We start from the raw sequence: 24358 nt of genomic DNA, 5'->3' as shown, positions 1-24358 counted from the left end.
CCTGTCGTTGCGTATAGAATATTCCCCCGAAGTTTAAGGTTGGCCCTGCAAGGGTGCCACGGCACACGAAACCGCGTTGGTTTTCTCAGGTCGGTTTCGTGTGCTGCATTTTTGACGCATTCATTTATTGGTATCGCATGAACCCCATCGTAATTAATCGGCTTCAACGGAAGCTGGGCTACACTTTTCATCATCAGGAGTTGTTGCAACAGGCATTAACCCATCGCAGTGCCAGCAGCAAACATAATGAGCGTCTCGAGTTTTTAGGCGACTCTATTTTAAGTTTCGTGATTGCAAATGCGCTTTATCATCGTTTTCCGCGTGTGGATGAAGGTGATATGAGCCGCATGCGCGCCACGCTGGTGCGTGGCAACACCCTCGCTGAAATCGCACGCGAGTTTGAGCTGGGTGAGTGTCTGCGTCTGGGGCCGGGTGAGCTGAAAAGTGGTGGGTTCCGTCGTGAATCCATTCTTGCCGATACGGTCGAGGCTTTAATCGGTGGCGTGTTCCTGGACAGCGATATCCAGACCGTAGAAAAGATGATCCTGAACTGGTATCAGACCCGTCTGGACGAAATCAGCCCGGGCGATAAACAAAAAGATCCGAAAACGCGTCTGCAAGAATATTTGCAGGGTCGTCACCTCCCGCTGCCATCCTATCTGGTGGTGCAGGTACGTGGCGAAGCGCACGATCAGGAATTTACCATCCATTGCCAGGTCAGTGGCCTGAGTGAACCGGTGGTCGGCACGGGTTCAAGCCGTCGTAAGGCTGAACAGGCTGCCGCCGAACAGGCGTTAAAAATGCTGGAGCTGGAATGAGCGAAGAAAAAACGTATTGCGGATTTATTGCCATCGTCGGACGTCCGAACGTTGGCAAATCCACCCTGTTGAATAATCTGCTTGGACAGAAGATTTCCATTACCTCACGTAAGGCGCAGACCACGCGTCACCGCATCGTCGGTATCCATACTGAAGGCGCGTATCAGGCGATCTACGTCGATACCCCGGGCCTGCACATGGAAGAGAAGCGTGCCATCAACCGTCTGATGAACAAGGCGGCGAGCAGCTCCATTGGCGACGTAGAGCTGGTGATTTTCGTTGTGGAAGGCACCCGCTGGACGCCGGACGACGAAATGGTCCTGAACAAGCTGCGTGACGGCAAAACGCCGGTGATCCTCGCGGTCAATAAAGTGGACAACGTGCAGGAAAAAGCCGATCTGCTGCCGCATCTGCAATGGCTGGGCAGCCAGATGAACTTCCTGGACATCGTCCCGCTGTCTGCGGAAACGGGTCTGAACGTCGATACCATCGCGGGTATCGTGCGTAAACATCTGCCGGAAGCGACTCATCACTTCCCGGAAGACTACATCACCGATCGCTCTCAGCGTTTTATGGCGTCTGAAATCATCCGTGAGAAGCTGATGCGTTTCCTGGGCGCTGAACTGCCGTACTCTGTAACGGTGGAGATCGAGCGTTTCCAGAGCAACGAGCGTGGCGGCTACGATATTAACGGTCTGATCCTCGTTGAGCGTGAAGGTCAGAAGAAGATGGTGATCGGCAATAAAGGTGCCAAGATCAAAACTATCGGAATCGAAGCCCGTAAAGACATGATGGACATGTTTGAAGCACCGGTTCACCTGGAACTGTGGGTGAAAGTGAAATCTGGCTGGGCCGATGATGAGCGTGCGCTGCGCAGCCTCGGTTACGGCGAAGATCAGTAACCTAAGACGACGAGCATATGGATGGATGGCAGCGCGCCTTTGTCCTGCATAGTCGTCCCTGGAGCGAAACCAGCCTGATGCTGGACGTCTTCACGGAAGAGTCCGGTCGCGTGCGCCTTGTTGCCAAAGGCGCACGTTCCAGACGTTCTAATCTGAAAGGTGCCTTGCAGCCTTTCACCCCGCTGCTGGTCCGCTTTGGCGGGCGAGGGGAAGTCAAAACCCTGCGCAGTGCTGAAGCCGTCTCCCTGGCGCTTCCTCTTTCTGGTATCACGCTCTACAGCGGTTTGTATGTCAACGAACTCATTTCACGGGTTCTTGAACATGAGACCCGCTTCTCTGAACTTTTCTTTGATTACCTGCACTGTATTCAGGCACTTGCTGGCGCAACCGGCACCCCTGAGCCTGTGCTGCGTCGTTTCGAACTGGCGCTGCTCGGGCACCTTGGTTACGGCGTTGATTTTCTGCACTGTGCGGGAAGCGGAGACGAGGTAGAAGACACCATGACCTATCGCTATCGTGAGGAAAAGGGCTTTATTGCCAGTGTCGTCGTCGATAACAGCACTTTTACCGGGCGCCAGCTCAGAGCACTGTATGAACGCGAGTTCCCGGACGCCGACACCCTGCGTGCGGCAAAACGCTTTACCCGAATCGCGCTCAAGCCGTATCTTGGGGGCAAACCTTTAAAGAGCCGCGAATTATTCAGGCAGTTTATGCCGAAACGCTAATGTTTTACCCCTCACCCCAGCCCTCTCCCGGAGGGAGAGGGAGAAGGTAAATGACCAAAAATACCGAGGATTGTCATGGCTGAATTACTGTTAGGCGTCAATATCGATCACATCGCCACGTTACGTAATGCACGCGGTACCGCGTATCCCGATCCGGTTCAGGCGGCATTTATCGCTGAGCAGGCTGGCGCCGACGGCATTACCGTCCACCTGCGTGAAGATCGTCGCCACATCACTGACCGCGACGTGCGCATCCTGCGTCAGACGCTGGATACCCGCATGAACCTGGAGATGGCGGTGACAGAAGAGATGCTGGCGATTGCCTGCGAGACCAAACCGCATTTCTGCTGCCTGGTGCCGGAAAAGCGTCAGGAAGTGACCACCGAAGGCGGTCTCGATGTGGCCGGGCAGCTCGACAAAATGCGCGATGCCTGCAAACGCCTGGCGGATGCCGGTATCCTGGTATCTTTATTTATCGACGCCGATTTCACCCAGATTAAAGCCGCTGCCGACGTGGGCGCGCCGTATATTGAAATTCACACCGGCTGCTATGCCGATGCCGAAAACGACGCAGCGCAGGCGAAAGAGCTGGAGCGAATCGCCAAAGCGGCAACCTACGCCGCGAGCCTGGGACTGAAGGTGAACGCCGGACACGGCCTGACCTATCACAACGTAAAAGCCATTGCTGCCCTGCCGGAAATGCATGAGCTGAACATTGGCCACGCCATTATTGGTCGTGCGGTGATGAGCGGCCTGAAAGAGGCGGTGTCCGAGATGAAGCGCCTGATGCTGGAAGCGCGTCAGTAATGGCTATTCTGGGCTTAGGCACCGACATCGTCGAAATAGCCCGCATTGAAGCGGTGATCGCCCGCAGCGGCGATCGCCTCGCAAGACGCGTGCTGAGCGATAACGAATGGGCTATCTGGGAGGCGCATCAACAGCCGGTGCGCTTTCTGGCAAAGCGCTTCGCGGTAAAAGAGGCGGCGGCGAAAGCGTTCGGCACGGGCATTCGTAACGGCCTGGCGTTCAACCAGTTTGAAGTGTTTAACGATGAGCTGGGTAAGCCACGTCTGCGTTTATGGGGCGAGGCGCTTAAGCTGGCGGAAAAGCTGGGCGTGGCGCACATGCACGTAACGCTTGCAGATGAACGCCACTATGCCTGTGCGACGGTGATTATTGAGAGTTAAATTTTGTCCGCATGGTGCATCAGGACAAACTTATCCCACAACTGTTCTTCGTTCTCGACGTGTGCCGGATCTTTTAAGATCGTATTGGGAATTGGGCACACTTTCTGGCAGGTCGGCGTTTCATAGTGGCCGATGCATTCGGTGCAGCGGTCGCTGTTAATCTCATAAATGCTGTCGCCCATCGAAATCGCCTGGTTCGGGCATTCGGGTTCGCACATATCGCAGTTGATGCATTTTTTGGTGATTAACAGCGCCATCAGGAAATTCTCAGAAACATCACAAACAGGGCGGGCATTATACGCTCATTCGTTGTTCAAACCAGTTTTTTTACCAGCTCTTCGCTGTGACGAATACGCTCTGGCGCACGCTCCAGATCCTGCTGAACCAGCGCCATAAACAGCAGGTCCGTCAGCATCATCTGCGCACTCGTCGACGAAATCGCCGCGCTGCGAGTGGCCTGTTCCTCGGCAATGGTATACAGGCAGCGGGTTGCCCGTTGCTGAAGCGCATTCGGGCTAAAACCGGTAATCGCCAGAATTTTTCCCCCTACGCGCAGGGCTTCGTCAGTGGCCATATTAATTTCACGTCGCTCGCCGGAATAGGAGATGGCCAGCAGTAAATCGTCAGGATCCATGGCCTGCACGGTCGCCAGCAGCGCGTGCATATCCTGTTCAACGATGGCGTTATAGCCGATTTTTGTCAGCTTCCAGCCAAAGTTACGCGCAACCAGTCCGGAGGCGCCGATCCCGGTCAACACAATGCGCCGCGCGTCGCGAAGCATGGCTACGCTTTCCAGCAGCTTCTCTTCCGTGTTCACATCCAGCGTGGCATGCATTGCCGCCACGTTCTCCTTGATCAGCTTTTCGCCCACCAGACGCATCGGATCGTCGCCACGGATCTGGTTATGCACCGGCATTGACTGCGGATTCGGGTTGCTCACCAGTGCTTCACTGATCGCCAGCTTTAGCGCCGGAAAGCCCTTATAGCCTATTTTCTGGGCGAATTTCACCACGCTCGACTGGCTCACCCCGGCTTCGCCTGCCAGCTGCTGGGAGCTGAGGTGTCGCGCGCGATCGGGCTGAGAAAGTAAAAAATCCGCCAGCTTTTTATCACTCTGGGCAAACCCTGCGTAGCGCTGACGAATACGAATTAAACAGTTCATACGGTCTCCTGGCGAAAATGTGATTACCCGCGCAAATACGAATTTTGCTCGCCTGAATGAATTTTATATTCCATTATAGTGCGTTTATTATGAATTAAAAATTCCAGAGGTAAATAACATGAATCTTGGCTCTCTTGTTTCTGAAACGCGTAACCCGCAAACCATGGATCTTGATGCACTGTCCACGCTGGAGCTGGTAAACCGCTTTAATCAACAGGATACCCTCGTCGCGCTGGCAGTCAAAGAGACATTGCCTGAGGTAGCAAAAGCCGTAGACGCCGCTGCCGACGCTCTCAAAGCAGGAGGACGCATTATTTATATGGGAGCGGGAACCAGCGGGCGCCTCGGGGTGCTGGATGCCTCAGAATGTCCGCCGACTTTTGGCGTTCCGCACGGGCTGGTCGTTGGCCTGATTGCCGGTGGCCCCGGCGCGCTGCTGAAAGCGGTAGAAGGGGCAGAAGACAATAAACAGCTTGGGGAAGATGATCTCAGGGCGCTAAACCTGACCGCGCAGGATCTGGTGGTCGGGCTGGCGGCTTCTGGTCGTACGCCGTACGTCATTGGTGGACTGGAATATGCCAGACAGACCGGGTGCACCACAGTGGCCATCTCCTGTAACCCGGGCTCGCCGATTGCGCAGGTGGCCGCCATTGCCATCTCTCCGGTCGTCGGGCCGGAAGCGCTCACCGGCTCCACACGGCTGAAGTCGGGTACCGCGCAGAAGCTGGTGCTCAATATGATCTCCACCGGCGCGATGGTGAAATTTGGCAAGGTCTACCAAAACCTGATGGTGGATATGCAGGCCACTAACATCAAGCTGGTGGACAGAGCGTGTCGCATGGTGATGGAAGCGACAGGTGCCAGTCGTGAAGAGGCGGAAAAGGTGCTTCAGCAGACCGATCACGATGTAAAACCCGCCATTCTGATGATATTAACCGGGCTGGATGCAGCCGCGGCCAGAGCCAGACTCGAAGCCCATCACGGGTTTTTACGGGCGGCATTAGAACACCAATAAGAGGCGTGTATGGACAAAACAGCAGCGCTCGCCAGCGACATCCTGCTCGGGATCGGTGGGGAAAAAAATATTCAGCGTCTTGAGAACTGTATGACGCGTGTTCGCGTCGAGGTGCATAACGACGAACAGCTTGATTTGACGCGCCTTAAGCAGCTTCCCGGCGTGAGCGGGTACGTTAAGCAGGGGCAACAGCACCAGTTGATTGTCGGTCCGGGCAAAGCGGCGCAGGTGGTAGATGCCATGCGCGCCCTGATGACGGGCGGTGAAACGGCTCCCGCCTTTGACGATACGGAACGCACCAAAGCGCAGGCGAAAGCCAAATACAAAGCCCCTATGAGCGATGCGCTGCGCCAACTGGCTAACGTCTTTATTCCGCTGATCCCGGCGTTTATCGCGTCGGGGCTGATCACCGGGATTATCAATATTCTTAAGCGTCCGGATATTGTCGGGGATTTTGCCACGCAGTATCCGAACCTGCTGGGTATTCTGGCGATTTTCGGCAGCGCGGTGTTTGCCATCATGAACATTCTGGTGGGGGTGAACACGGCCAAAGTGTTTGGCGGCTCGCTGGCGATGGGCGGCGTTATGGCGGGTATCCTCTCCAGCCCGCAGCTGGCGCAGATTACGCTGTTTGGCGAGGCGCTTCAGCCTGGCCGCGGCGGGGTGATTGCCGTGCTGCTGGTGGTCATTCTGATGTGCTGGATCGAGAAAAAGCTGCGCGCGGTGCTGCCAGGCTCGATTGAGCTGATCCTCAACCCGCTGCTGACCACATTGATTACCGGGAGCGTGGCGATTGTGGCGCTGCAACCGTTAGGCGGCGCCATCTCTGAAGCCATCGCCCACGGCGCGTCTCTGGCTATCGATCGCGGTGGGTTATTGGTGGGGGCTGTGCTGTCCGGAACCTTCCTGCCGTTAGTGCTGACCGGTCTGCATCAGGGGCTAGTGCCGATTCACGTCGAACTGGTACAGGCGCACGGCTATAACGCCCTGCTGCCGATCCTGTCGATGGCGGGCGTTGGGCAGGTCGGCGCGGCCATCGCGGTGCTGATGAAAACCCGCAACGCACGTCTGAAAAAGGTCATTAAAGGGGCGTTGCCGGTCGGGTTGCTCGGTATCGGCGAGCCGCTGATTTTCGGCGTTACGCTGCCGCTGGGCAAGCCGTTCCTGGCCGCCTGTCTCGGTGGCGCGGTGGGCGGGGCGTTGATTAGCTACTGGAAAGTGGCGACCGTTATCACCTTCGGGATTTCCGGTTTACCGCTGGCATTAACCATCGTGACCGGAAAAGTGATGCTCTATCTGTTAGGCTATCTGGTAGCGGTGATCGCCGGGTTCCTGTTTACCTGGCTATTAGGATTCAACGACCCAGAGGAGTAAGGTTTGGCAAATCACGAGCGTCGCGTTGTCTTTTTTGATCTGGATGGAACGCTGCATCAGCAGGATATGTTCGGCACCTTTATGCGCTATCTGCTGCGGCGCCAGCCCCTTAACGCGTTGCTGGTATTGCCCCTTTTACCCGTTATTGGCATCGCGCTACTGGTGAAAGGCCGTTCAGCGCGCTGGCCGATGAGCCTGCTGCTCTGGGGATGCACGTTTGGTCATAGCGAAGCGCGTCTTAAGCAGCTTGAACAGGATTTTGCCCACTGGTTTCGCGGCCACGTCGCCGCGTTTCCCGTGGTCCAGGCGCGCCTGACCAGCTATCTCGACGCCAACGATGCCGATATCTGGCTGATTACCGGCTCCCCGCAGACGCTGGTGGAGCAGGTCTATTATGATACGCCCTGGCTGCCGCGCGTAAACCTTATCGCCACGCAGATCGCGCGCGGCTACGGCGGCTGGGTGCTCACCCTGCGTTGCCTCGGACATGAAAAAGTGGTGCAGTTGGAGAAACGCATCGGTACGCCGCTGCGTCTGTACAGCGGCTACAGCGACAGCAAGCAGGACAACCCGCTGCTCTATTTTTGCCAGCACCGCTGGCGCGTCACGCCTCTGGGCGAACTTCAGCAACTCGAATAGTCTTATCTGTACCGGCTGTGTATAATGCCGCCCGCTTTTCGACTGGAGTATCAGCCCTTGTCCAACCCTGAACACAATCATGAATACTGGATGCGCCACGCGCTGGCGCTGGCTCAGCGCGCCTGGGAAGAGGGCGAAGTTCCCGTGGGCGCGGTGCTGGTCCATAACAATCAGGTAATTGGTGAAGGGTGGAACCGTCCGATTGGCCGTCACGATCCTACCGCGCATGCTGAAATTATGGCGCTGCGTCAGGGCGGGCTGGTGCTGCAAAACTATCGTCTGCTTGATACCACCCTGTACGTCACCCTTGAACCGTGCGTGATGTGCTCCGGGGCGATGGTGCATAGCCGAATCGGTACGCTGGTGTTTGGCGCGCGGGATGAAAAAACGGGCGCTGCTGGTTCACTGATGGACGTGCTTGGGCATCCGGGGATGAACCACCAGGTGAAAACTATCGGTGGGGTACTTGCACCAGAATGTTCGGGTCTGTTAAGTGACTTTTTTCGAATGCGTCGGCTGCAGAAAAAGCAACAAAAGGCAGAATTGAAACCGCAGGGTGATTAAGCTCGTCCGGTGCGACCACCGGATAGCTTTCAGCCAGCTGTTGCGCCTCGGCCGCCTCTTTTTCTTTCTCCAGCAGATATCCCACCAGGCTTATCTGATACTTACGAATATTTTCCACGTAGGCATACGCTTCATGCCCGCGCGCATAGCCGTACGTCAGCTTCTGGTACCACTGTTTCTGGCTAAGCAGCGGCAGGCGCTGTTTTACATCTGACCAGCTGTCCGGGTTACCTTTGGTTTTTGCCGTCAGCGTCCGCGCGTCGAGCATATGGGCATAACCCATGTTATAGGCGGCCAGCGCAAACCAGATCCGCTCCCCTTCAGGGACCGTCTCCGGCACTTTCGCCATCATATCCTGTAAATATTGCGCGCCGCCGCTGATGCTCTGTTCCGCATCGGTTCGATCGCTAATGCCGAGGCTCTGCGCGGTATTTTTGGTCAGCATCATCAACCCGCGCACGCCCGTGGGGGAGGTGGCCTGAGCATCCCAGTGCGATTCCTGGTAGGAAATTGCCGCCAGTAACTTCCAGTCAATCTCCTGAGCGTACTTCTCGAACAGCGGTTGCAGGTCCGGCAGCACGCTATCTACCGCGCGCAGGAAGGAGCGGGTGTCAACGTAATCAAAATCGTCACCGTGACCGAGATATTTCTCTTCCAGACGCGCCAGGGTGCCGTCTTCATTGATGGAATTAAAGAAATCGAGCATAGCCGCAGAGACGGTTTGATCGTCGTCTAACTGGGTAAACCAGGTTACCGGCTGTTCATCGGTCACATCCAGCGCCACGGCGATTTCAGGATGAACGCGCTGGAAAAGGCTGATCGCCACCGAATCAGCAATGGTATAGGCCAGCTTTTTATCTTTTACCTGCTCCAGCAATTCGGTAGTGCCGAGTTTAGGATCGACCGTCCAGCTGAGGTTCGGGTATTTTTTCTCTTTCAACGCCCGCAGATCGTCAATCACGACATGGCCCGGCGCAATGGTCAATTGCTGGTCGGTAATGTCGGCCAGTGAGCGCGGGCGCAAGCTACCCACACGATAAACCACCTGCTGCGACACAGAGTAATAGGTCGGGCCCGGCTGATAATTTTTGCTGCGTTCGCTGTTGTACACCAGACCTGCGGCGAGAATATCGGCACGGTCATGGTCTAAATCATCAAACAGCTGGTTGATGTTCTGCCGCACGGTGACTTTCAGCTTCACGCCCAGATAGTCCGCAAACAGCTGTGCCAGTTCGTAATCAAGACCAATGGTTTTACCGTTGATATCGTCGTATATAAGCGGAGAGGAGAGGGTACTGACGCGCAACTCCCCCCGCTCCTGAATGGCGGCGATACGGTTTTCGGCTTTGCCGAACCAGGGGATAGACGGCCAGAGGGCCACTGCCAGCAGCAACGTAACAATGCCGATGAGCAGATAATTAATCTTTAATTTTTTCAATTAGTTAATTCTCTGCGACGCCGGTTGCCTCAGTGTGCTGTAGTCATGTTAAGAGTAGAGTTTGCCATTGATTGAGCGGCATTTTGCGCAAAGTAGCGCCAGTTGGCAACCAATTAGAGAGACAGGTCACATCTATTGTTAAACAAAAAGGATGATTTTATTTCGACGCAAACGGTTTCGTCAGCGCTCAGGATTCTCTATAATGACGCCCGTTTTCCCCCCTTGCGCACACTGTAAGCGCCCCGGCGCTTCGAAGACGAGAGACTTATGATGGAAATTCTGCGTGGTTCGCCTGCACTGTCTGCCTTCCGTATTAACAAACTGCTGGCACGTTTTCAGGCGGCCGACCTTCCGGTAAGCAATATTTACGCTGAGTATGTCCATTTTGCTGACCTGAATGCCCCCCTGAATGCAGAGGAGCGCGTACAGCTGGAACGTCTGCTTAAATATGGCCCAAGCCTGAGCAGCCATACGCCGACCGGCAAATTAATCCTCGCCACGCCACGCCCTGGCACCATCTCCCCCTGGTCTTCCAAAGCAACAGACATCGCTCACAACTGCGGCCTGAACCAGATTAACCGTCTGGAGCGCGGTGTGGCGTACTACGTGGAAGCCTCTACCCTGAGCGACGCGCAGTGGCAGGCCGTCACAGCGGAGCTGCACGACCGCATGATGGAGAGCGTGTTTGACTCTCTGGATGATGCGCAGAAACTGTTCTCCCACCATCAGCCTGCGCCGGTACAGAGCGTGGATCTGCTGGGGCAGGGGCGTCAGGCGCTGATCGACGCAAACCTGCGTCTTGGTCTGGCGCTCGCAGAAGATGAAATCGACTACCTTCAGGATGCATTCGTTAAGCTGAATCGCAACCCGAACGACATCGAACTGTATATGTTCGCGCAGGCCAACTCCGAGCACTGCCGCCACAAAATTTTCAACGCCGACTGGATTATCGACGGCGAACAGCAGCCGAAGTCGCTGTTCAAAATGATCAAAAACACCATGGAGCAAACCCCTGACCACGTGCTGTCTGCCTATAAAGACAACGCCGCAGTGATGGAAGGTTCCGAGGTGGGCCGCTTCTTCGCCGACCGCGAAGCAGGGCGCTATGACTTCCACCAGGAGCCTGCGCATATCCTGATGAAAGTGGAAACCCACAACCACCCGACGGCCATCTCTCCGTGGCCGGGTGCGGCGACCGGCTCCGGCGGTGAAATCCGTGACGAAGGTGCGACCGGTCGCGGCGCGAAACCAAAAGCGGGTCTGGTCGGTTTCTCCGTTTCCAACCTGCGTATCCCGGGCTTTGAACAGCCGTGGGAAGAAGATTTCGGCAAGCCAGAGCGCATTGTGACCGCGCTGGATATCATGACCGAAGGCCCGCTGGGCGGCGCGGCGTTCAACAATGAATTTGGTCGTCCGGCGCTGAACGGTTACTTCCGTACCTACGAAGAGAAAGTGGACAGCCATAACGGCGAAGAGCTGCGCGGCTACCACAAACCAATTATGCTGGCGGGCGGGATCGGCAACATTCGCGCCGATCACGTGCAAAAAGGTGAGATCGTCGTGGGCGCGAAGCTGATCGTGCTCGGCGGCCCGGCCATGAACATTGGTCTGGGCGGTGGTGCAGCCTCGTCTATGGCTTCCGGCCAGTCTGATGCGGATCTCGACTTCGCGTCCGTGCAGCGCGACAACCCGGAAATGGAGCGCCGCTGTCAGGAAGTGATCGACCGCTGCTGGCAGCTCGGCGATGCCAACCCGATTCTGTTTATCCACGACGTGGGCGCGGGTGGACTCTCTAACGCCATGCCGGAACTGGTGAGCGACGGCGGTCGCGGCGGGCGCTTCAACCTGCGCGATATCCTGAGCGATGAGCCAGGCATGAGCCCGCTGGAAATCTGGTGTAACGAATCCCAGGAGCGCTACGTGCTGGCGGTTGCTGCCGATCAGCTGCCGCTGTTTGACGAGCTGTGCCGCCGCGAGCGCGCGCCGTATGCCGTCATCGGTGAAGCGACCGAAGAGCAGCACCTGACTCTCAGTGATACCCATTTCGACAACCAGCCGATCGATCTGCCGCTCGACGTGCTTCTCGGCAAAACGCCGAAGATGACCCGCGACGTTACAACCCGCAAAGCGGCGGGTAAAGCGCTGGATCGTCAGGGCATTATTGTGGCGGAAGCGGTTAACCGCGTGCTGCACCTGCCTGCGGTGGCGGAGAAAACCTTCCTGGTCACCATCGGCGACCGTACCGTGACCGGTATGGTGTCACGCGATCAGATGGTCGGCCCGTGGCAGATCCCGGTCGCTAACTGCGCCGTGACCACCGCGAGCCTCGACAGCTACTACGGCGAAGCGATGGCGCTGGGTGAACGCACCCCGGTGGCTCTGCTGGACTTCGCCGCTTCTGCCCGTCTGGCGGTCGGTGAAGCGCTGACCAATATCGCCGCGACGCAGATTGGCGACATCAAACGCATCAAACTTTCCGCGAACTGGATGGCCGCTGCCGGTCACCCTGGCGAAGACGCGGGCCTGTACGAAGCGGTAAAAGCGGTGGGTGAAGAGCTGTGTCCTGCGCTCGGCCTGACCATTCCGGTGGGTAAAGACTCCATGTCGATGAAAACCCGCTGGCAGGAAGGCAGCGAGCAGCGCGAGATGACTTCGCCTCTGTCGCTGGTGATCACCGCGTTTGCGCGCGTGGAAGACGTGCGTCATACCGTTACGCCGCAGCTTTCCACTGAAGATAACGCCCTGTTGCTGATTGACCTCGGCAAAGGCCATAACGCGCTGGGTGCCACCGCGCTGGCACAGGTTTACCGCCAGCTCGGCGAAAAGCCAGCCGACGTGCGGGACGTCGCACAGTTGAAAGGCTTCTACGACGCAATTCAGGCGCTGGTGGCGCAGCGTAAGCTGCTTGCCTACCATGATCGTTCCGATGGCGGCCTGCTGGTGACGCTGGCAGAGATGGCCTTCACCGGCCACTGCGGCGTTGAAGCAAACATTGCAACGCTTGGCGAAGACCGCCTGGCGGCGCTGTTTAACGAAGAGCTTGGCGCGGTCATTCAGGTACGCGCCGCAGATCGCGACGCGGTGGAAGCGATTCTGGCGCAGCACGGTCTGGCAGACTGCGTGCACTATCTCGGTAAAGCGGTGCAGGGCGACCGCTTCGTGATTGAAGCCGACGGCCACCCGGTGTTCAGCGAAAGCCGCACCACGTTGCGTATGTGGTGGGCGGAAACCACATGGCAGATGCAGCGCCTGCGTGACAACCCGGAATGTGCCGATCAGGAGCATAACGCGAAGGCGAACGACAACGATCCTGGCCTGAACGTGAAGCTCACCTTCGACATCAACGAAGACATTGCCGCGCCGTACATTGCGACCGGTGCGCGTCCTAAAGTAGCCGTGCTGCGCGAGCAGGGCGTTAACTCCCACGTTGAAATGGCAGCGGCCTTCCACCGGGCGGGCTTTGACGCCATCGACGTCCACATGAGCGACCTGCTGGCAGGGCGTACCGGGCTGGATGATTTCCAGGCACTGGTAGCCTGCGGGGGGGTCTCCTACGGTGACGTGTTGGGTGCGGGCGAAGGCTGGGCGAAGTCCATCCTGTTCAACAGCCGCGTACGTGACGAGTTTGAAACCTTCTTCCACCGTCCGCAGACGCTGGCGCTGGGCGTGTGTAACGGCTGCCAGATGATGTCTAACCTGCGCGAGCTGATCCCGGGCAGCGAAGCCTGGCCGCGCTTTGTGCGTAACCAGTCTGACCGCTTTGAAGCGCGCTTCAGCCTGGTAGAAGTAACCCAAAGCCCGTCTCTGCTGTTGCAGGGGATGGTCGGTTCGCAGATGCCAATCGCGGTTTCGCACGGTGAAGGTCAGGTTGAAGTCCGTGATGCGGCGCACCTGGCTCAGCTTGAAAGCAAAGGACTGGTGGCGCTGCGCTTTGTTGATAACTTTGGCAAGGTCACCGAAACCTATCCGGCTAACCCGAACGGTTCGGCAAATGGCATTACCGCGGTCACCAGCGAAAGCGGTCGGGTGACGATTATGATGCCGCACCCGGAGCGTGTCTTCCGTACCGTGAGCAACTCCTGGCACCCGGAAAACTGGGGCGAGGACAGCCCGTGGATGCGCATTTTCCGCAACGCACGTAAACAACTAGGTTAAGTTTCAACGCCCTGACTGTAGGCCCGGTAAGCGCGAGCGCCACCGGGCTTTTTTGTCTCTGTCGCAAAATCGCGACAACTCTCTGGTCTGAGTGTCTCCAAAAGGAGACATTTAACCTGTTGATTTATATGCGGCAGGACAGGTTCCCGTTAAGGTGTTGCTTAATAGCGACACTTAGCCTGGAAATCATTCACGTAACAATCAATACGTTTTGATAATAAAAATATTACTAATCATAAGGATAGCATTAATTTTTGCAATCTGGCACGCGTGTTGCATAATAGTAACCAGTGGCTCATTCACCTTCTTATGTCAGCCCCTTCGGGACGTGCTACATAAACTTCGAATGACGCACAAAAAGGTGCCTGCCGTCCAACTACTGATTATTGCAATGCTTTATCAGGCCAGGGCGAAACGTCGAGTTAGGCACCGCCTTATTCCATGACAAAGCCGGGTTTTTACCCGGCTTTGTTGTATCTGAAGGGCAGACTCAGTTACGCTCTCCTCAAACCCGGATGAAGAGAGTAATGTGTTGAAACGCTGGCCCGCTTTCCCTCGCTCCCTGCGACAGCTCGTTATGATGGCCTTCCTGCTGATCCTGCTACCTTTGCTGGTTCTGGCCTGGCAGGCCTGGCAAAGCCTGAACGCGTTAAGTGCTCAGGCGGCCCTGACTAACCGCACCACGCTTATTGATGCTCGCCGTAGCGAGGCGATGACCAACGCCGCGCTTGAGATGGAGCGTAGCTATCGCCAGTACTGCGTGCTGGACGATCGCACGCTGGAGAGGGTCTATCAGAACCAGCGTAAACGCTACAGCGAAATGCTGGACGCCCACGCCGGGGTGCTGCCAGATGACAAACTCTATCAGGCGCTGCGTCAGGATCTGAACGATCTGGCGCAGCTCCAGTGCAAAAACAGCGGTCCTGATGCCGCCGCCGCCGCCCGACTTGAAGCCTTCGCGAACGCCAATACGGAGATGGTTCAGTCCACCCGTACGGTTATCTTTTCCCGTGGTCAGCAGCTCCAGCAGGAGATTGCCGAGCGCGGCCAGTTCTTCGGCTGGCAGGCGCTGGTGCTGTTCCTCGTCAGCCTGGGGCTGGTGCTGCTCTTTACCCGCATGATCATCGGCCCCGTGAAGGGGATCCAGCGGATGATTAACCGCCTGGGGGAGGGTAAATCTCTCGGGGATACGGTCGTTTTTAAAGGCCCGCGCGAGCTGCGCTCGGTCGGTCAACGCATCATCTGGCTTTCAGAGCGCCTGGCGTGGCTGGAATCGCAGCGCCACCAGTTCCTGCGCCATATCTCACACGAACTCAAAACGCCGCTGGCCAGCATGCGTGAAGGTACGGAACTGCTGGCCGACGAAGTGGCGGGGCCGTTAACCCCTGAGCAAAAAGAGATCGTGGCGATTCTGGATGCCAGCAGCCGCAATTTACAAAAGCTTATTGAACAACTGCTGGACTATAACCGCAAGCTGGCGGATGGTGCTGTGGTGCTTGAAAGCGTTGAGATTGAACCGCTGGTGGACATGGTGATCTCCGCCCATAGCCTGCCAGCAAGAGCTAAAATGATGCATACCCAGGTGGAACTCAACGCGCCAGCCTGTCTTGCAGAACCGATGCTGTTAATGAGCGTACTGGATAATCTTTATTCCAATGCGGTGCACTATGGTACTGAATCCGGTACCATTTATATCAGAAGCAATAACAACGGTTCGCGGGTATTTATTGACGTAGCGAATACCGGAAGCCCGATTCCGGATGATGAAAAAACGATGATCTTTGAACCCTTCTTCCAGGGGAGTCATCAGCGAAAAGGTGCGGTAAAAGGAAGTGGTCTGGGGCTGAGTATTGCCCGCGACTGCATACGACGCATGCAGGGTGAGCTTAACATCGTGAGTGATGAACGCGCCGATGTCTGTTTTCGTATCGAACTGCCTCTTGAGCCGGAAAAATCAATGAAATGAATAACAACCTGGTGAGTATGTCACACGTCTTTTACCGCGCACTGCGCGCGGTGTTTTCCAGCAAAAATGTGCGCCTCAGCCTGCCCTGCTTACTGCTGGCAGGCTGTGTAACCCATGCACCGAAAAGTGCAATTAGCCACAAACAGGAAGATAAATGGCCGCAAAAACAGCTGGCTGATTTCCTTTCGACACGTTGCGATGATATCTGGAGCCTGTCGGGGCGTGATGTTGAATCCAATCCGCTGTTCTGGCTGCGCGGAATAGACTGCGCCCAGCGGCTGGCGCCCGCTGAGGCCCGTGCCCAGGCGGCGATGCTGGTGGACGATACCTGGCAGGTCGCGTTTAAACGCGGGATCGTGATGGCGGATGCCAGAATCACGCCTGTCGAACGCCGCGCCAACGTGACGCGGCTGGATACTTACGTGATCAATATTCCCCCGCAGGTGCGCCCGGTCTATCAGCTCTGGCGGGACGGACAAACCCTGCAATTACAGCTGTCTGAAGAGCGTTTCCGCTACAGCAAATTGCAGCAGTCAAGCGACAGCGAGCTTGATGCGCTTCGCCAGCAGCAGGAGTCGCTGCGCGAGCAGCTGGAAACCACCACCCGCAAGCTCGAAAATCTGACCGATATCGAAAGACAGCTCTCGACGCGTAAGCCGGCAGGCAGCTATCTGCCTGATGGGTCGAAAGGCAACTCTGCCACGACGCCAGACAGTGAGACGCCGAAACAAGAGGATGTGAAGCCATGACAAGCCGTAAACCTGCCCATCTGTTACTGGTGGATGACGATCCCGGGCTGTTAAAGCTGCTGGGGATGCGTCTGGTCAGCGAAGGCTACAGCGTGGTCACCGCTGAAAGCGGGCAGGAGGGGCTGAAGGTGCTCAGCCGTGAGAAAATCGATCTGGTGATCAGCGATTTGCGCATGGATGAAATGGATGGCCTGCAACTGTTCACGGAGATCCAGAAGCAGCAGCCCGGGATGCCGGTGATTATCCTCACCGCTCACGGATCTATTCCTGATGCGGTGGCCGCGACGCAGCAGGGGGTATTCAGCTTCCTCACCAAACCGGTGGATAAAGACGCCCTCTATAAAGCGATCGACAGCGCCCTTGAGCACGCAGCGCCATCCGGCGACGACGCCTGGCGTGAATCCATCGTGACGCGTAGCCCTGTGATGCTGCGCCTGCTGGAACAGGCGCGGATGGTGGCGCAATCCGACGTTAGCGTGCTGATCAACGGCCAGAGCGGGACCGGGAAAGAGATCCTCGCCCAGGCGATCCACAACGCCAGCCCGCGCAGTAAAAATGCTTTTATTGCCATTAACTGTGGCGCGTTGCCGGAACAGCTGCTCGAATCAGAGCTCTTTGGCCATGCCCGCGGCGCCTTTACCGGCGCGGTGAGCAGCCGTGAAGGGCTGTTCCAGGCGGCTGAGGGGGGCACGCTGTTTCTTGATGAAATTGGCGATATGCCCGCGCCGCTGCAGGTCAAATTGCTGCGCGTGTTGCAGGAGCGGAAAGTACGTCCGCTCGGCAGCAACCGCGATATCGATATCAACGTGCGTATTATTTCCGCCACCCACCGTGATTTACCCAAGGTGATGGCGCGCAACGAGTTCCGCGAAGATCTCTACTATCGACTGAATGTCGTCAACCTGAAAATCCCGGCGCTGGCCGAGCGTGCGGAAGATATCCCGCTGCTGGCAAATCACCTTTTGCGCCAGGCCGCTGACCGCCACAAACCGTTTGTGCGCGCGTTCTCCACCGATGCGATGAAACGCCTGATGACCGCAAGCTGGCCGGGTAACGTACGCCAGCTGGTGAACGTGATTGAGCAGTGCGTGGCGCTGACGTCATCGCCGGTGATCAGCGATGCGCTGGTGGAGCAGGCGCTCGAGGGGGAAAACACGGCCTTACCGACGTTTGCGGAAGCGCGAAATCAGTTCGAGCTGAACTATCTGCGCAAGCTGCTGCAAATCACCAAAGGCAACGTGACCCACGCGGCGCGCATGGCCGGGCGTAACCGTACCGAGTTCTATAAATTGCTCTCACGCCACGAGCTGGAAGCGAACGATTTTAAAGAGTAATACCGCAAAATTCGCCTGAATATGATACTGTGAGCAACCGATTACGAGGCTGCTTACTGGCAAGAGTTTAAGGACCCACCATGAAAAAAATTGATGCGATTATTAAACCTTTCAAACTGGATGATGTACGTGAAGCGCTGGCAGAAGTAGGCATCACCGGGATGACCGTAACTGAAGTGAAAGGTTTTGGTCGTCAGAAGGGCCACACCGAGCTATACCGTGGCGCAGAGTACATGGTGGACTTTCTGCCGAAAGTGAAAATCGAGATCGTGGTGAGCGATGATATCGTCGATACCTGTGTGGATACCATCATCCGCACGGCGCAGACCGGTAAAATTGGCGACGGGAAAATCTTCGTCTTTGACGTGGCGCGCGTGATCCGTATCCGTACCGGCGAAGAAGACGACGCGGCGATTTAACATTCTTGCCGGGTGGCGCTGCGCTTACCCGGCCTACAGAACCCTTCGCAGGTCCGTGCAAGCGCAGCGCCGCCGGGCGATTACAGCACTTTATGCGGGCCGAAACATTCGTAATGAATGTTGTCTTTGTTCACGCCCAGGTCTACCAGCTGCTTCGCGGCATACTGCATAAACGCTACCGGCCCACACACGTAGAACTGCATCCCCGGTGCGCTAAACGCCCCTTCGTGCTGCCCTAAATTCATCAGGCCTTCGCTGTCAAAACGTGCCGCTGCGCGGTCAGCTTCCGTGGGTAAACGATACCAGGTATGCGCGGTAAAGTGTGGCAGACCCGCTCCGAGCGCTTTCACTTCATCTGCAAAGGCGTGCACATCACCGTTTTCGGCCGCGTGGAACCAGTTAACCTGCGCGCTGTGGTTTGATTTTGCCAGCGTATCCAGCATCGCCAGCATTGGCGTTTGACCAACACCTGCGGAAATCAGCGTCACCGGGGTACCCGATTCCACCGCCATAAAGAAATCACCCGCTGGCGCGGCCAGATGAACGATATCACCCACGCTGGCGACGTTATGCAGCCAGCTGGATACCTGACCGCCTTCCTCACGTTTAACCGCAATGCGATAGCCTTTGCCGTCTGGCTTGCGGGTCAGGGAGTACTGGCGAATCTCCTGGTGCGGGAAGCCTTCAGGCTTCAGCCAGACGCCCAGATACTGCCCCGGCTGGTAATCGGCAACTGGCTGGCCGTCCACCGGCTCAAACTCAAAGCTGGTGATCAGTGCGCTGCGCGGGGTTTTCTCAACGATGCGGAAAGCACGCGTGCCTTCCCAGCCGCCATTCTTGCTGGCGTTTTCGCTGTAGATCTGCGCTTCACGGTTGATGAACACGTTTGCCAGCACGCCGTATGCCTTACCCCAGGCATCCAGCACTTCCTGGCCCGGGCTGAACATTTCGTCCAGGGTTGCCAGCAGGTGACTGCCCACGATGTTGTACTGCTCAGGTTTGATCTGGAAGCTGGTGTGCTTCTGGGCGATTTTTTCCACCGCAGGCAGCAGAGCCGGCAGGTTTTCGATGTTGCTGGCATAGGCGGCAATAGCGTTAAACAGCGCTTCGCGCTGATCGCCGTTACGCTGGTTGCTCATGTTGAAAATCTCTTTGAGCTCCGGGTTATGCGCGAACATGCGATCGTAGAAATGAGCGGTCAGTTTAGGACCCGTTTCAACCAGCAGGGGGATTGTGGCTTTCACGGTAGCGATGGTTTGGGCGTCGAGCATAGCAGCTTCCTTCTGATGTTACTTTAATGATGTATTTTATATGCATCTTATAAAAATACCCCTGCAATGTAAATGGTTCTTTGCATCGTGAAAAATATGCATCACAAAGCTGAAAAGAAATCCGTTGAAAATGGCGAGAGCTTTATTGCTCAAACCCTTGCGTGGCGTGGAGGTAAACGTTTGCGTAAAATCGTTTGTCAAGACCTGTTATCGCAGAACTATTCAGTTATACTGTTGCCCGTCGTCCAACAGGACTGCCTTTTCAGGCCAAAAATTTACTTGTTAGCTGAGTCAGGAGATGCGGATGTTAAAGCGTGAAATGAACATTGCCGATTATGATGCCGAACTGTGGCAGGCTATGGAGCAGGAAAAAGTACGTCAGGAAGAGCACATCGAACTGATCGCCTCCGAAAACTACACCAGCCCGCGCGTGATGCAGGCGCAGGGTTCTCAGCTGACCAACAAATATGCTGAAGGTTATCCGGGCAAGCGCTACTACGGCGGTTGCGAATACGTTGATATCGTTGAGCAACTGGCGATTGACCGTGCGAAAGAACTCTTTGGCGCTGACTACGCGAACGTCCAGCCGCACTCTGGCTCTCAGGCTAACTTCGCTGTTTACACCGCGCTGTTGCAGCCGGGCGATACCGTTCTGGGTATGAACCTGGCGCAGGGCGGCCACCTGACTCACGGCTCTCCGGTTAACTTCTCTGGCAAACTGTACAACATCATCCCTTACGGTATTGATGAGTCCGGTAAAATTGACTACGAAGACATGGCGAAGCAGGCCAAAGAGCACAAGCCGAAGATGATCATCGGTGGCTTCTCTGCTTACTCCGGCATCGTTGACTGGGCAAAAATGCGTGAAATCGCTGACAGCATCGGCGCGTACCTGTTCGTCGACATGGCGCACGTTGCCGGTCTGATTGCCGCTGGCGTTTACCCGAACCCGGTTCCACATGCGCACGTTGTGACCACCACCACCCACAAAACCCTGGCGGGTCCACGCGGTGGCCTGATCCTGGCGAAAGGCGGTGACGAAGAGCTGTACAAAAAGCTGAACTCCGCCGTGTTCCCAAGTGCCCAGGGCGGCCCGCTGATGCACGTTATCGCCGCGAAAGCCGTCGCGCTGAAAGAAGCGATGGAGCCAGAGTTCAAGGTTTACCAGCAGCAGGTTGCTAAAAACGCCAAAGCGATGGTGGAAGTGTTCCTGAACCGTGGTTACAAAGTGGTGTCCGGTGGGACTGAAAACCACCTGTTCCTGCTGGATTTGGTCGATAAGAACCTGACCGGTAAAGAAGCTGACGCAGCCCTCGGCCGCGCCAACATCACCGTGAACAAAAACAGCGTGCCAAACGATCCGAAGAGCCCGTTCGTGACTTCCGGTATCCGTATCGGTTCTCCGGCCGTAACTCGCCGTGGCTTTAAAGAAGCGGAAGTGAAAGAGCTGGCGGGCTGGATGTGTGACGTTCTGGACAACATCAATGACGACGCGGTTATCGAGCGCGTTAAAGGTAAAGTTCTGGACATCTGCGCACGCTTCCCGGTGTACGCATAATTCTCTGCGTTTCAGAACTGAAAAAGGCCGCTTATGCGGCCTTTTTTTATGGGCTAACGTCGGTCGAGGGAGATGGCCCCCGGCCCGGTTATCGCCAGCAAAATAAAGGCGCCAGCGATACTCACATTTTTATAGAAGTTAATCATATTTGGCAGGACCGCATCGCCCGTCATATCCCAGTAGTGGTGTCCAATCACCGCCGTTCCCAGCGTATAGAAGACAAAGATCACCGCGAGGGGGCGGGTAAAAAAGCCCAGAACGATCAGAATCGCGGCGGGGATTTCCATTACCACCGCAATAATCGCGGCCAGCATGGGCATGGGGGCGCCGAGCGACGTCATGTACTGAACGGTGCCGCTAAACCCCGTTAGCTTGGGATAACCGAAAATAATAAACAGGACCACGATAGCAATGCGGGCAATTAAAAGCAGGAGAGAACGAGAGGATCCGAAATCGAAATAACGTAAGCTGTTCATGGCAAACGACCTCTTCAGGCGATGTCTTATAAACGTAATACAGTTTTACCGCTCTCGCCATACGCTGTACGGCTGGTGATGATGTTAATTTTTAGTTAATTTATAGCGCGCTAACGACTTGCTAAAGTCAGGGATTAACGCCAGACTATCGCCTCCATTTCGGGAGGGATTCATGGTCTTGCATTCCACGCGCTGGCTGGCGCTCAGCTATTTCACCTATTTCTTTAGTTACGGTATTTTTTTGCCTTTCTGGAGCGTCTGGCTCAAGGGAATTGGTCTGACGCCTGAGACCATCGGCATCCTGCTGGGCGCGGGGCTGGTGGCGCGTTTCCTGGGTAGCCTGCTGATTGCGCCCCGCGTCAGCGATCCCTCCTTACTGATTAAAGCGGTGCGAATTCTGGCCCTGCTGACGCTGGTCTTTGCGGCCTGCTTCTGGGTCAGCCACCAGTTTGCCTGGCTGATGGTGGTGATGGTTGGCTTTAATCTGTTCTTCTCCCCGCTGGTGCCGCTGACGGATGCCCTGGCGAACACCTGGCAAAAGCAGATCACCATGGACTATGGCCGCGTGCGCCTGTGGGGATCGATTGCCTTCGTGATCGGCTCTGCGCTGGTCGGGAAACTGGTCAGCCTCTATGACTATCACGCCATTCTGGCCCTGTTAACGCTCGGCATCGCCTCGATGCTGCTCGGTATGTTGCTGCGTCCGTCGGTGATGCCGCAGGGCGAAAGCCGCCATCAGGAGAGCGCTGGCTGGCCCGCCTGGCGCTCGCTGGTGGCGCAAAGCTGGCGTTTCCTGGCCTGCGTCTGTCTGCTTCAGGGGGCGCATGCGGCCTATTACGGCTTCAGCGCCATCTACTGGCAGGGGGCGGGCTACTCGGCTTCTGCGGTAGGCTACCTGTGGTCGCTCGGCGTGGTAGCGGAGGTCATTATCTTCGCGCTGAGCCAAAAACTGTTCCGTCGTTTCGGGGCGCGTGACCTGCTGCTGCTTTCCGCCGTTTGCGGCGTAGCGCGCTGGGGCATCATGGGCTGGACGACGGATCTGCCGTGGCTGATTGTGGCGCAAATTCTGCACTGCGGAACCTTCACCGTCTGCCATTTGGCGGCGATGCGCTATATCGCGGCGCGAGAGGGTGGGGACGTTATTCGTCTTCAGGCAGTCTATTCAGCGGTGGCGATGGGCGGCAGTATTGCGGTGATGACCGTATTTGCCGGTTTCCTCTATCAGCACCTGGGCCACGGTGTGTTCTGGGTGATGGCGCTGGTCGCTTTACCGGCCATCGTCATCCGCCCTAAAGTCGCTGCTCGCACGTAACTAAGATTCGAGCATAACGCGAATATGTTCCTGCTGCTGCGTGTTCAGGGTCTCAACGGCATGAATGAGCGGCGGCGAGAACAGCGGCAGGGCGGTTGGATAAGGCGTAATAACCAGCGCCGCCTCGCGGGGGGCGCCCTCCTTCTTAAACGCTTCCAGGCTAAGATAACGAATATTGAGCGGCAGCAGCGTTAGCTCGCGAAGCTGCTGCTCAATTAACTCCTCGCAGGCTTTATCTTCCCCCGTTAACAGGACCACCTGTTTTTCATGAAGATCGGTTTCCTGCATCAGCCAGGCACCAAAAATCACCGCCACCAGAGCCATCTCTTCACCGGAGAATCGCAGGCCAAATTCGGCTTCCAGCTCAAACAGCGCCTCTTTAGTGGTGCGCAGCAGCCGGGGGTATAGACGGTGGATCTCTTCCGGCAGACTGTTGTCGATGCCGATGTCAAATAAGGAGCGGTCCAGCGCCTGAGCCAGATGAATATACAGCTGATCGGTCAGCCCTTGCTCATCGCTGAAGTTCATCCCGGTTTGCGCCCGGAAACGGGCAATCATACGCACGATGGCCCGACGCAGGCGCTGATCCTGCTGGTGTTTATCCAGTACCGGGTCGGGTGTGCGGAGCATCATAAACAGCAGCGCCAGGAACAGCTGTTCATCACTGTGCGTTCCCTGCGGGACGCGCCGTTTCCAGTGACGGACAATTTCCTGCGCCGTAAAGTATTCCCCTCTCGATTGCGTCCAGCTGCGCTGAACGGGTGAAAACTCCGGCGTATTGCCCAGATGATGCTGAATAAGACAATATTGCAGATAAAGCTGTAAAAACTGTACGTCGCGGGACTCAAACTGGCGCTGAAGCTTGCGCGCGCAAAAGTTGATAAGCGCCCGAAGGTTCGCATCGTCATAAAGCGGGCGGGCAATGCCGTGCTGTTTGAGCGCGGTTTTTAAGGCAGGGGTAAACTGTTGGGCGACAAAATGTGGACACAGCCGAAGCGCCCTGCGCAGCCAGTGCAGCAGGCACAAACGCTGATTCAGGGCGGAGCCCTCAATACGGTAGCAACCGTCATGGTGCGTGACGATATCAAGCCGATGATAGCGCTGGATTTCATCGCGCGTCTCGGCTATATCTTGCCGTGCCAGGACGTCGTCCACGCCGTTGGCAGCGATTATGCTCTGTGCGGTGACGGCAGCATCGGGCAGGTAAAGCATCAAAAGCACCTGGCAACGGCGCTGCGAACTGGAAAGCACAGATGGAATTTCAAGCGTCGTCATCATCTGTCGGGTATCCAGT

General features: G+C 56.5%; 22 protein-coding genes. 16 read left to right on the top strand and 6 right to left on the bottom strand.

Annotated features, from left to right (window positions below):
- Positions 1-137 precede the first annotated feature (137 nt).
- The 5 genes from rnc to acpS all read left to right on the top strand — a co-directional run bounded on the left by rnc (position 138) and on the right by acpS (position 3632).
- The gene (rnc, locus tag ACOTXC_RS08240; RefSeq protein WP_023300736.1) at positions 138-818 is read left to right on the top strand and encodes a ribonuclease III; all 681 of its coding nucleotides are present in this window, start codon (positions 138-140) and stop codon (positions 816-818) included.
- Positions 815-1720, top strand: coding sequence for a GTPase Era (gene era / locus ACOTXC_RS08235; protein WP_022649038.1), 906 nt, complete (start codon positions 815-817; stop codon positions 1718-1720). Before rnc ends, era begins: the two co-directional genes overlap by 4 nt.
- A 17-nt stretch (positions 1721-1737) precedes the next feature.
- Complete coding sequence (gene recO, locus ACOTXC_RS08230; protein ID WP_015572142.1) at positions 1738-2445, top strand: DNA repair protein RecO; 708 nt, start codon at positions 1738-1740, stop codon at positions 2443-2445.
- Between the two features lie 75 nt (positions 2446-2520).
- Positions 2521-3252: a pyridoxine 5'-phosphate synthase gene (gene pdxJ, locus ACOTXC_RS08225; protein ID WP_015572143.1), complete on the top strand. Its 732-nt coding sequence runs from the start codon at positions 2521-2523 to the stop codon at positions 3250-3252.
- Positions 3252-3632: a holo-ACP synthase gene (gene acpS / locus ACOTXC_RS08220; protein WP_015572144.1), complete on the top strand. Its 381-nt coding sequence runs from the start codon at positions 3252-3254 to the stop codon at positions 3630-3632. Before pdxJ ends, acpS begins: the two co-directional genes overlap by 1 nt.
- Here the strand turns inward: acpS and ACOTXC_RS08215 are convergent.
- Positions 3629-3889 carry a YfhL family 4Fe-4S dicluster ferredoxin gene (locus tag ACOTXC_RS08215; protein ID WP_023300734.1) on the bottom strand — a complete coding sequence of 87 codons (261 nt, stop codon included), beginning with the start codon at positions 3887-3889 and terminating at the stop codon, positions 3629-3631. The two genes, acpS and ACOTXC_RS08215, sit on opposite strands and share 4 nt — an antisense overlap.
- A 56-nt stretch (positions 3890-3945) precedes the next feature.
- Complete coding sequence (locus tag ACOTXC_RS08210; protein WP_023300733.1) at positions 3946-4794, bottom strand: MurR/RpiR family transcriptional regulator; 849 nt, start codon at positions 4792-4794, stop codon at positions 3946-3948.
- A gap of 118 nt (positions 4795-4912) precedes the next feature.
- On the opposite strand from ACOTXC_RS08210, the gene murQ reads away from it, so the two are divergent.
- The 4 genes from murQ to tadA are packed head-to-tail and all read left to right on the top strand — an operon-like array spanning position 4913 to position 8386.
- Entirely contained in the window at positions 4913-5809 is an 897-nt protein-coding gene (murQ, locus tag ACOTXC_RS08205) for an N-acetylmuramic acid 6-phosphate etherase (RefSeq protein WP_023306721.1), read from the top strand.
- Between the two features lie 9 nt (positions 5810-5818).
- On the top strand, positions 5819-7183 hold the full coding sequence (locus ACOTXC_RS08200; RefSeq protein WP_421767558.1) for a PTS transporter subunit EIIC: 1365 nt from the start codon (positions 5819-5821) through the stop codon (positions 7181-7183).
- A gap of 3 nt (positions 7184-7186) precedes the next feature.
- Positions 7187-7822, top strand: a complete 636-nt coding sequence (yfhb, locus tag ACOTXC_RS08195) for a phosphatidylglycerophosphatase C (RefSeq protein WP_022649033.1) — start codon at positions 7187-7189, stop codon at positions 7820-7822.
- Positions 7823-7846: 24 nt separating this feature from the next.
- Complete coding sequence (tadA, locus tag ACOTXC_RS08190; protein WP_023300729.1) at positions 7847-8386, top strand: tRNA adenosine(34) deaminase TadA; 540 nt, start codon at positions 7847-7849, stop codon at positions 8384-8386.
- On the opposite strand, the gene mltF is transcribed toward tadA, so the two are convergent.
- Positions 8274-9824: a membrane-bound lytic murein transglycosylase MltF gene (mltF, locus tag ACOTXC_RS08185; protein WP_023300728.1), complete on the bottom strand. Its 1551-nt coding sequence runs from the start codon at positions 9822-9824 to the stop codon at positions 8274-8276. The two genes, tadA and mltF, sit on opposite strands and share 113 nt — an antisense overlap.
- Positions 9825-10091: 267 nt before the next feature.
- Here mltF and purL point away from each other — a divergent pair, with 267 nt between their 5' ends.
- The 5 genes from purL to glnB all read left to right on the top strand — a co-directional run bounded on the left by purL (position 10092) and on the right by glnB (position 18447).
- Positions 10092-13979, top strand: a complete 3888-nt coding sequence (gene purL / locus ACOTXC_RS08180) for a phosphoribosylformylglycinamidine synthase (protein WP_421767557.1) — start codon at positions 10092-10094, stop codon at positions 13977-13979.
- A 532-nt stretch (positions 13980-14511) separates the two neighbouring features.
- Positions 14512-15945, top strand: a complete 1434-nt coding sequence (gene qseE / locus ACOTXC_RS08175; RefSeq protein ID WP_032622390.1) for a two component system sensor histidine kinase QseE/GlrK — start codon at positions 14512-14514, stop codon at positions 15943-15945.
- Positions 15942-16694 (top strand): two-component system QseEF-associated lipoprotein QseG, encoded by a 753-nt coding sequence (qseG, locus tag ACOTXC_RS08170; protein WP_058646155.1) that lies wholly within the window; start codon positions 15942-15944, stop codon positions 16692-16694. Before qseE ends, qseG begins: the two co-directional genes overlap by 4 nt.
- Positions 16691-18028: a two-component system response regulator GlrR gene (glrR, locus tag ACOTXC_RS08165; RefSeq protein WP_015572150.1), complete on the top strand. Its 1338-nt coding sequence runs from the start codon at positions 16691-16693 to the stop codon at positions 18026-18028. The genes qseG and glrR overlap by 4 nt, the downstream gene beginning before the upstream one ends.
- 80 nt (positions 18029-18108) lie before the next feature.
- A complete protein-coding gene (gene glnB, locus ACOTXC_RS08160; protein WP_003860685.1) occupies positions 18109-18447 on the top strand; it encodes a nitrogen regulatory protein P-II in 339 nt (112 codons plus the stop codon).
- Positions 18448-18527: 80 nt separating this feature from the next.
- Here the strand turns inward: glnB and hmpA are convergent, their stop codons facing one another.
- Positions 18528-19718, bottom strand: a complete 1191-nt coding sequence (gene hmpA / locus ACOTXC_RS08155) for an NO-inducible flavohemoprotein (protein WP_032623756.1) — start codon at positions 19716-19718, stop codon at positions 18528-18530.
- Positions 19719-20022: 304 nt separating this feature from the next.
- Here hmpA and glyA point away from each other — a divergent pair, with 304 nt between their 5' ends.
- On the top strand, positions 20023-21276 hold the full coding sequence (gene glyA, locus ACOTXC_RS08150) for a serine hydroxymethyltransferase (protein ID WP_003860678.1): 1254 nt from the start codon (positions 20023-20025) through the stop codon (positions 21274-21276).
- Between the two features lie 53 nt (positions 21277-21329).
- Here glyA and ACOTXC_RS08145 read toward each other — a convergent pair whose 3' ends face one another.
- Complete coding sequence (locus ACOTXC_RS08145) at positions 21330-21752, bottom strand: DoxX family protein (RefSeq protein ID WP_038416512.1); 423 nt, start codon at positions 21750-21752, stop codon at positions 21330-21332.
- Between the two features lie 172 nt (positions 21753-21924).
- Between ACOTXC_RS08145 and ACOTXC_RS08140 the strand changes: the two genes are divergently transcribed.
- The gene (locus ACOTXC_RS08140; protein ID WP_421767556.1) at positions 21925-23064 is read left to right on the top strand and encodes a 3-phenylpropionate MFS transporter; all 1140 of its coding nucleotides are present in this window, start codon (positions 21925-21927) and stop codon (positions 23062-23064) included.
- Here the strand turns inward: ACOTXC_RS08140 and csiE are convergent, their stop codons facing one another.
- Positions 23065-24342 (bottom strand): stationary phase inducible protein CsiE, encoded by a 1278-nt coding sequence (csiE, locus tag ACOTXC_RS08135; protein ID WP_032623757.1) that lies wholly within the window; start codon positions 24340-24342, stop codon positions 23065-23067.
- Positions 24343-24358 lie beyond the last annotated feature (16 nt).

The sequence above is a fragment of the Enterobacter cloacae complex sp. IR5428 genome (assembly GCF_049238585.1).
Lineage (GTDB): Bacteria > Pseudomonadota > Gammaproteobacteria > Enterobacterales > Enterobacteriaceae > Enterobacter > Enterobacter intestinihominis.
This window is presented reverse-complemented; position numbering and strand designations above follow the sequence as displayed.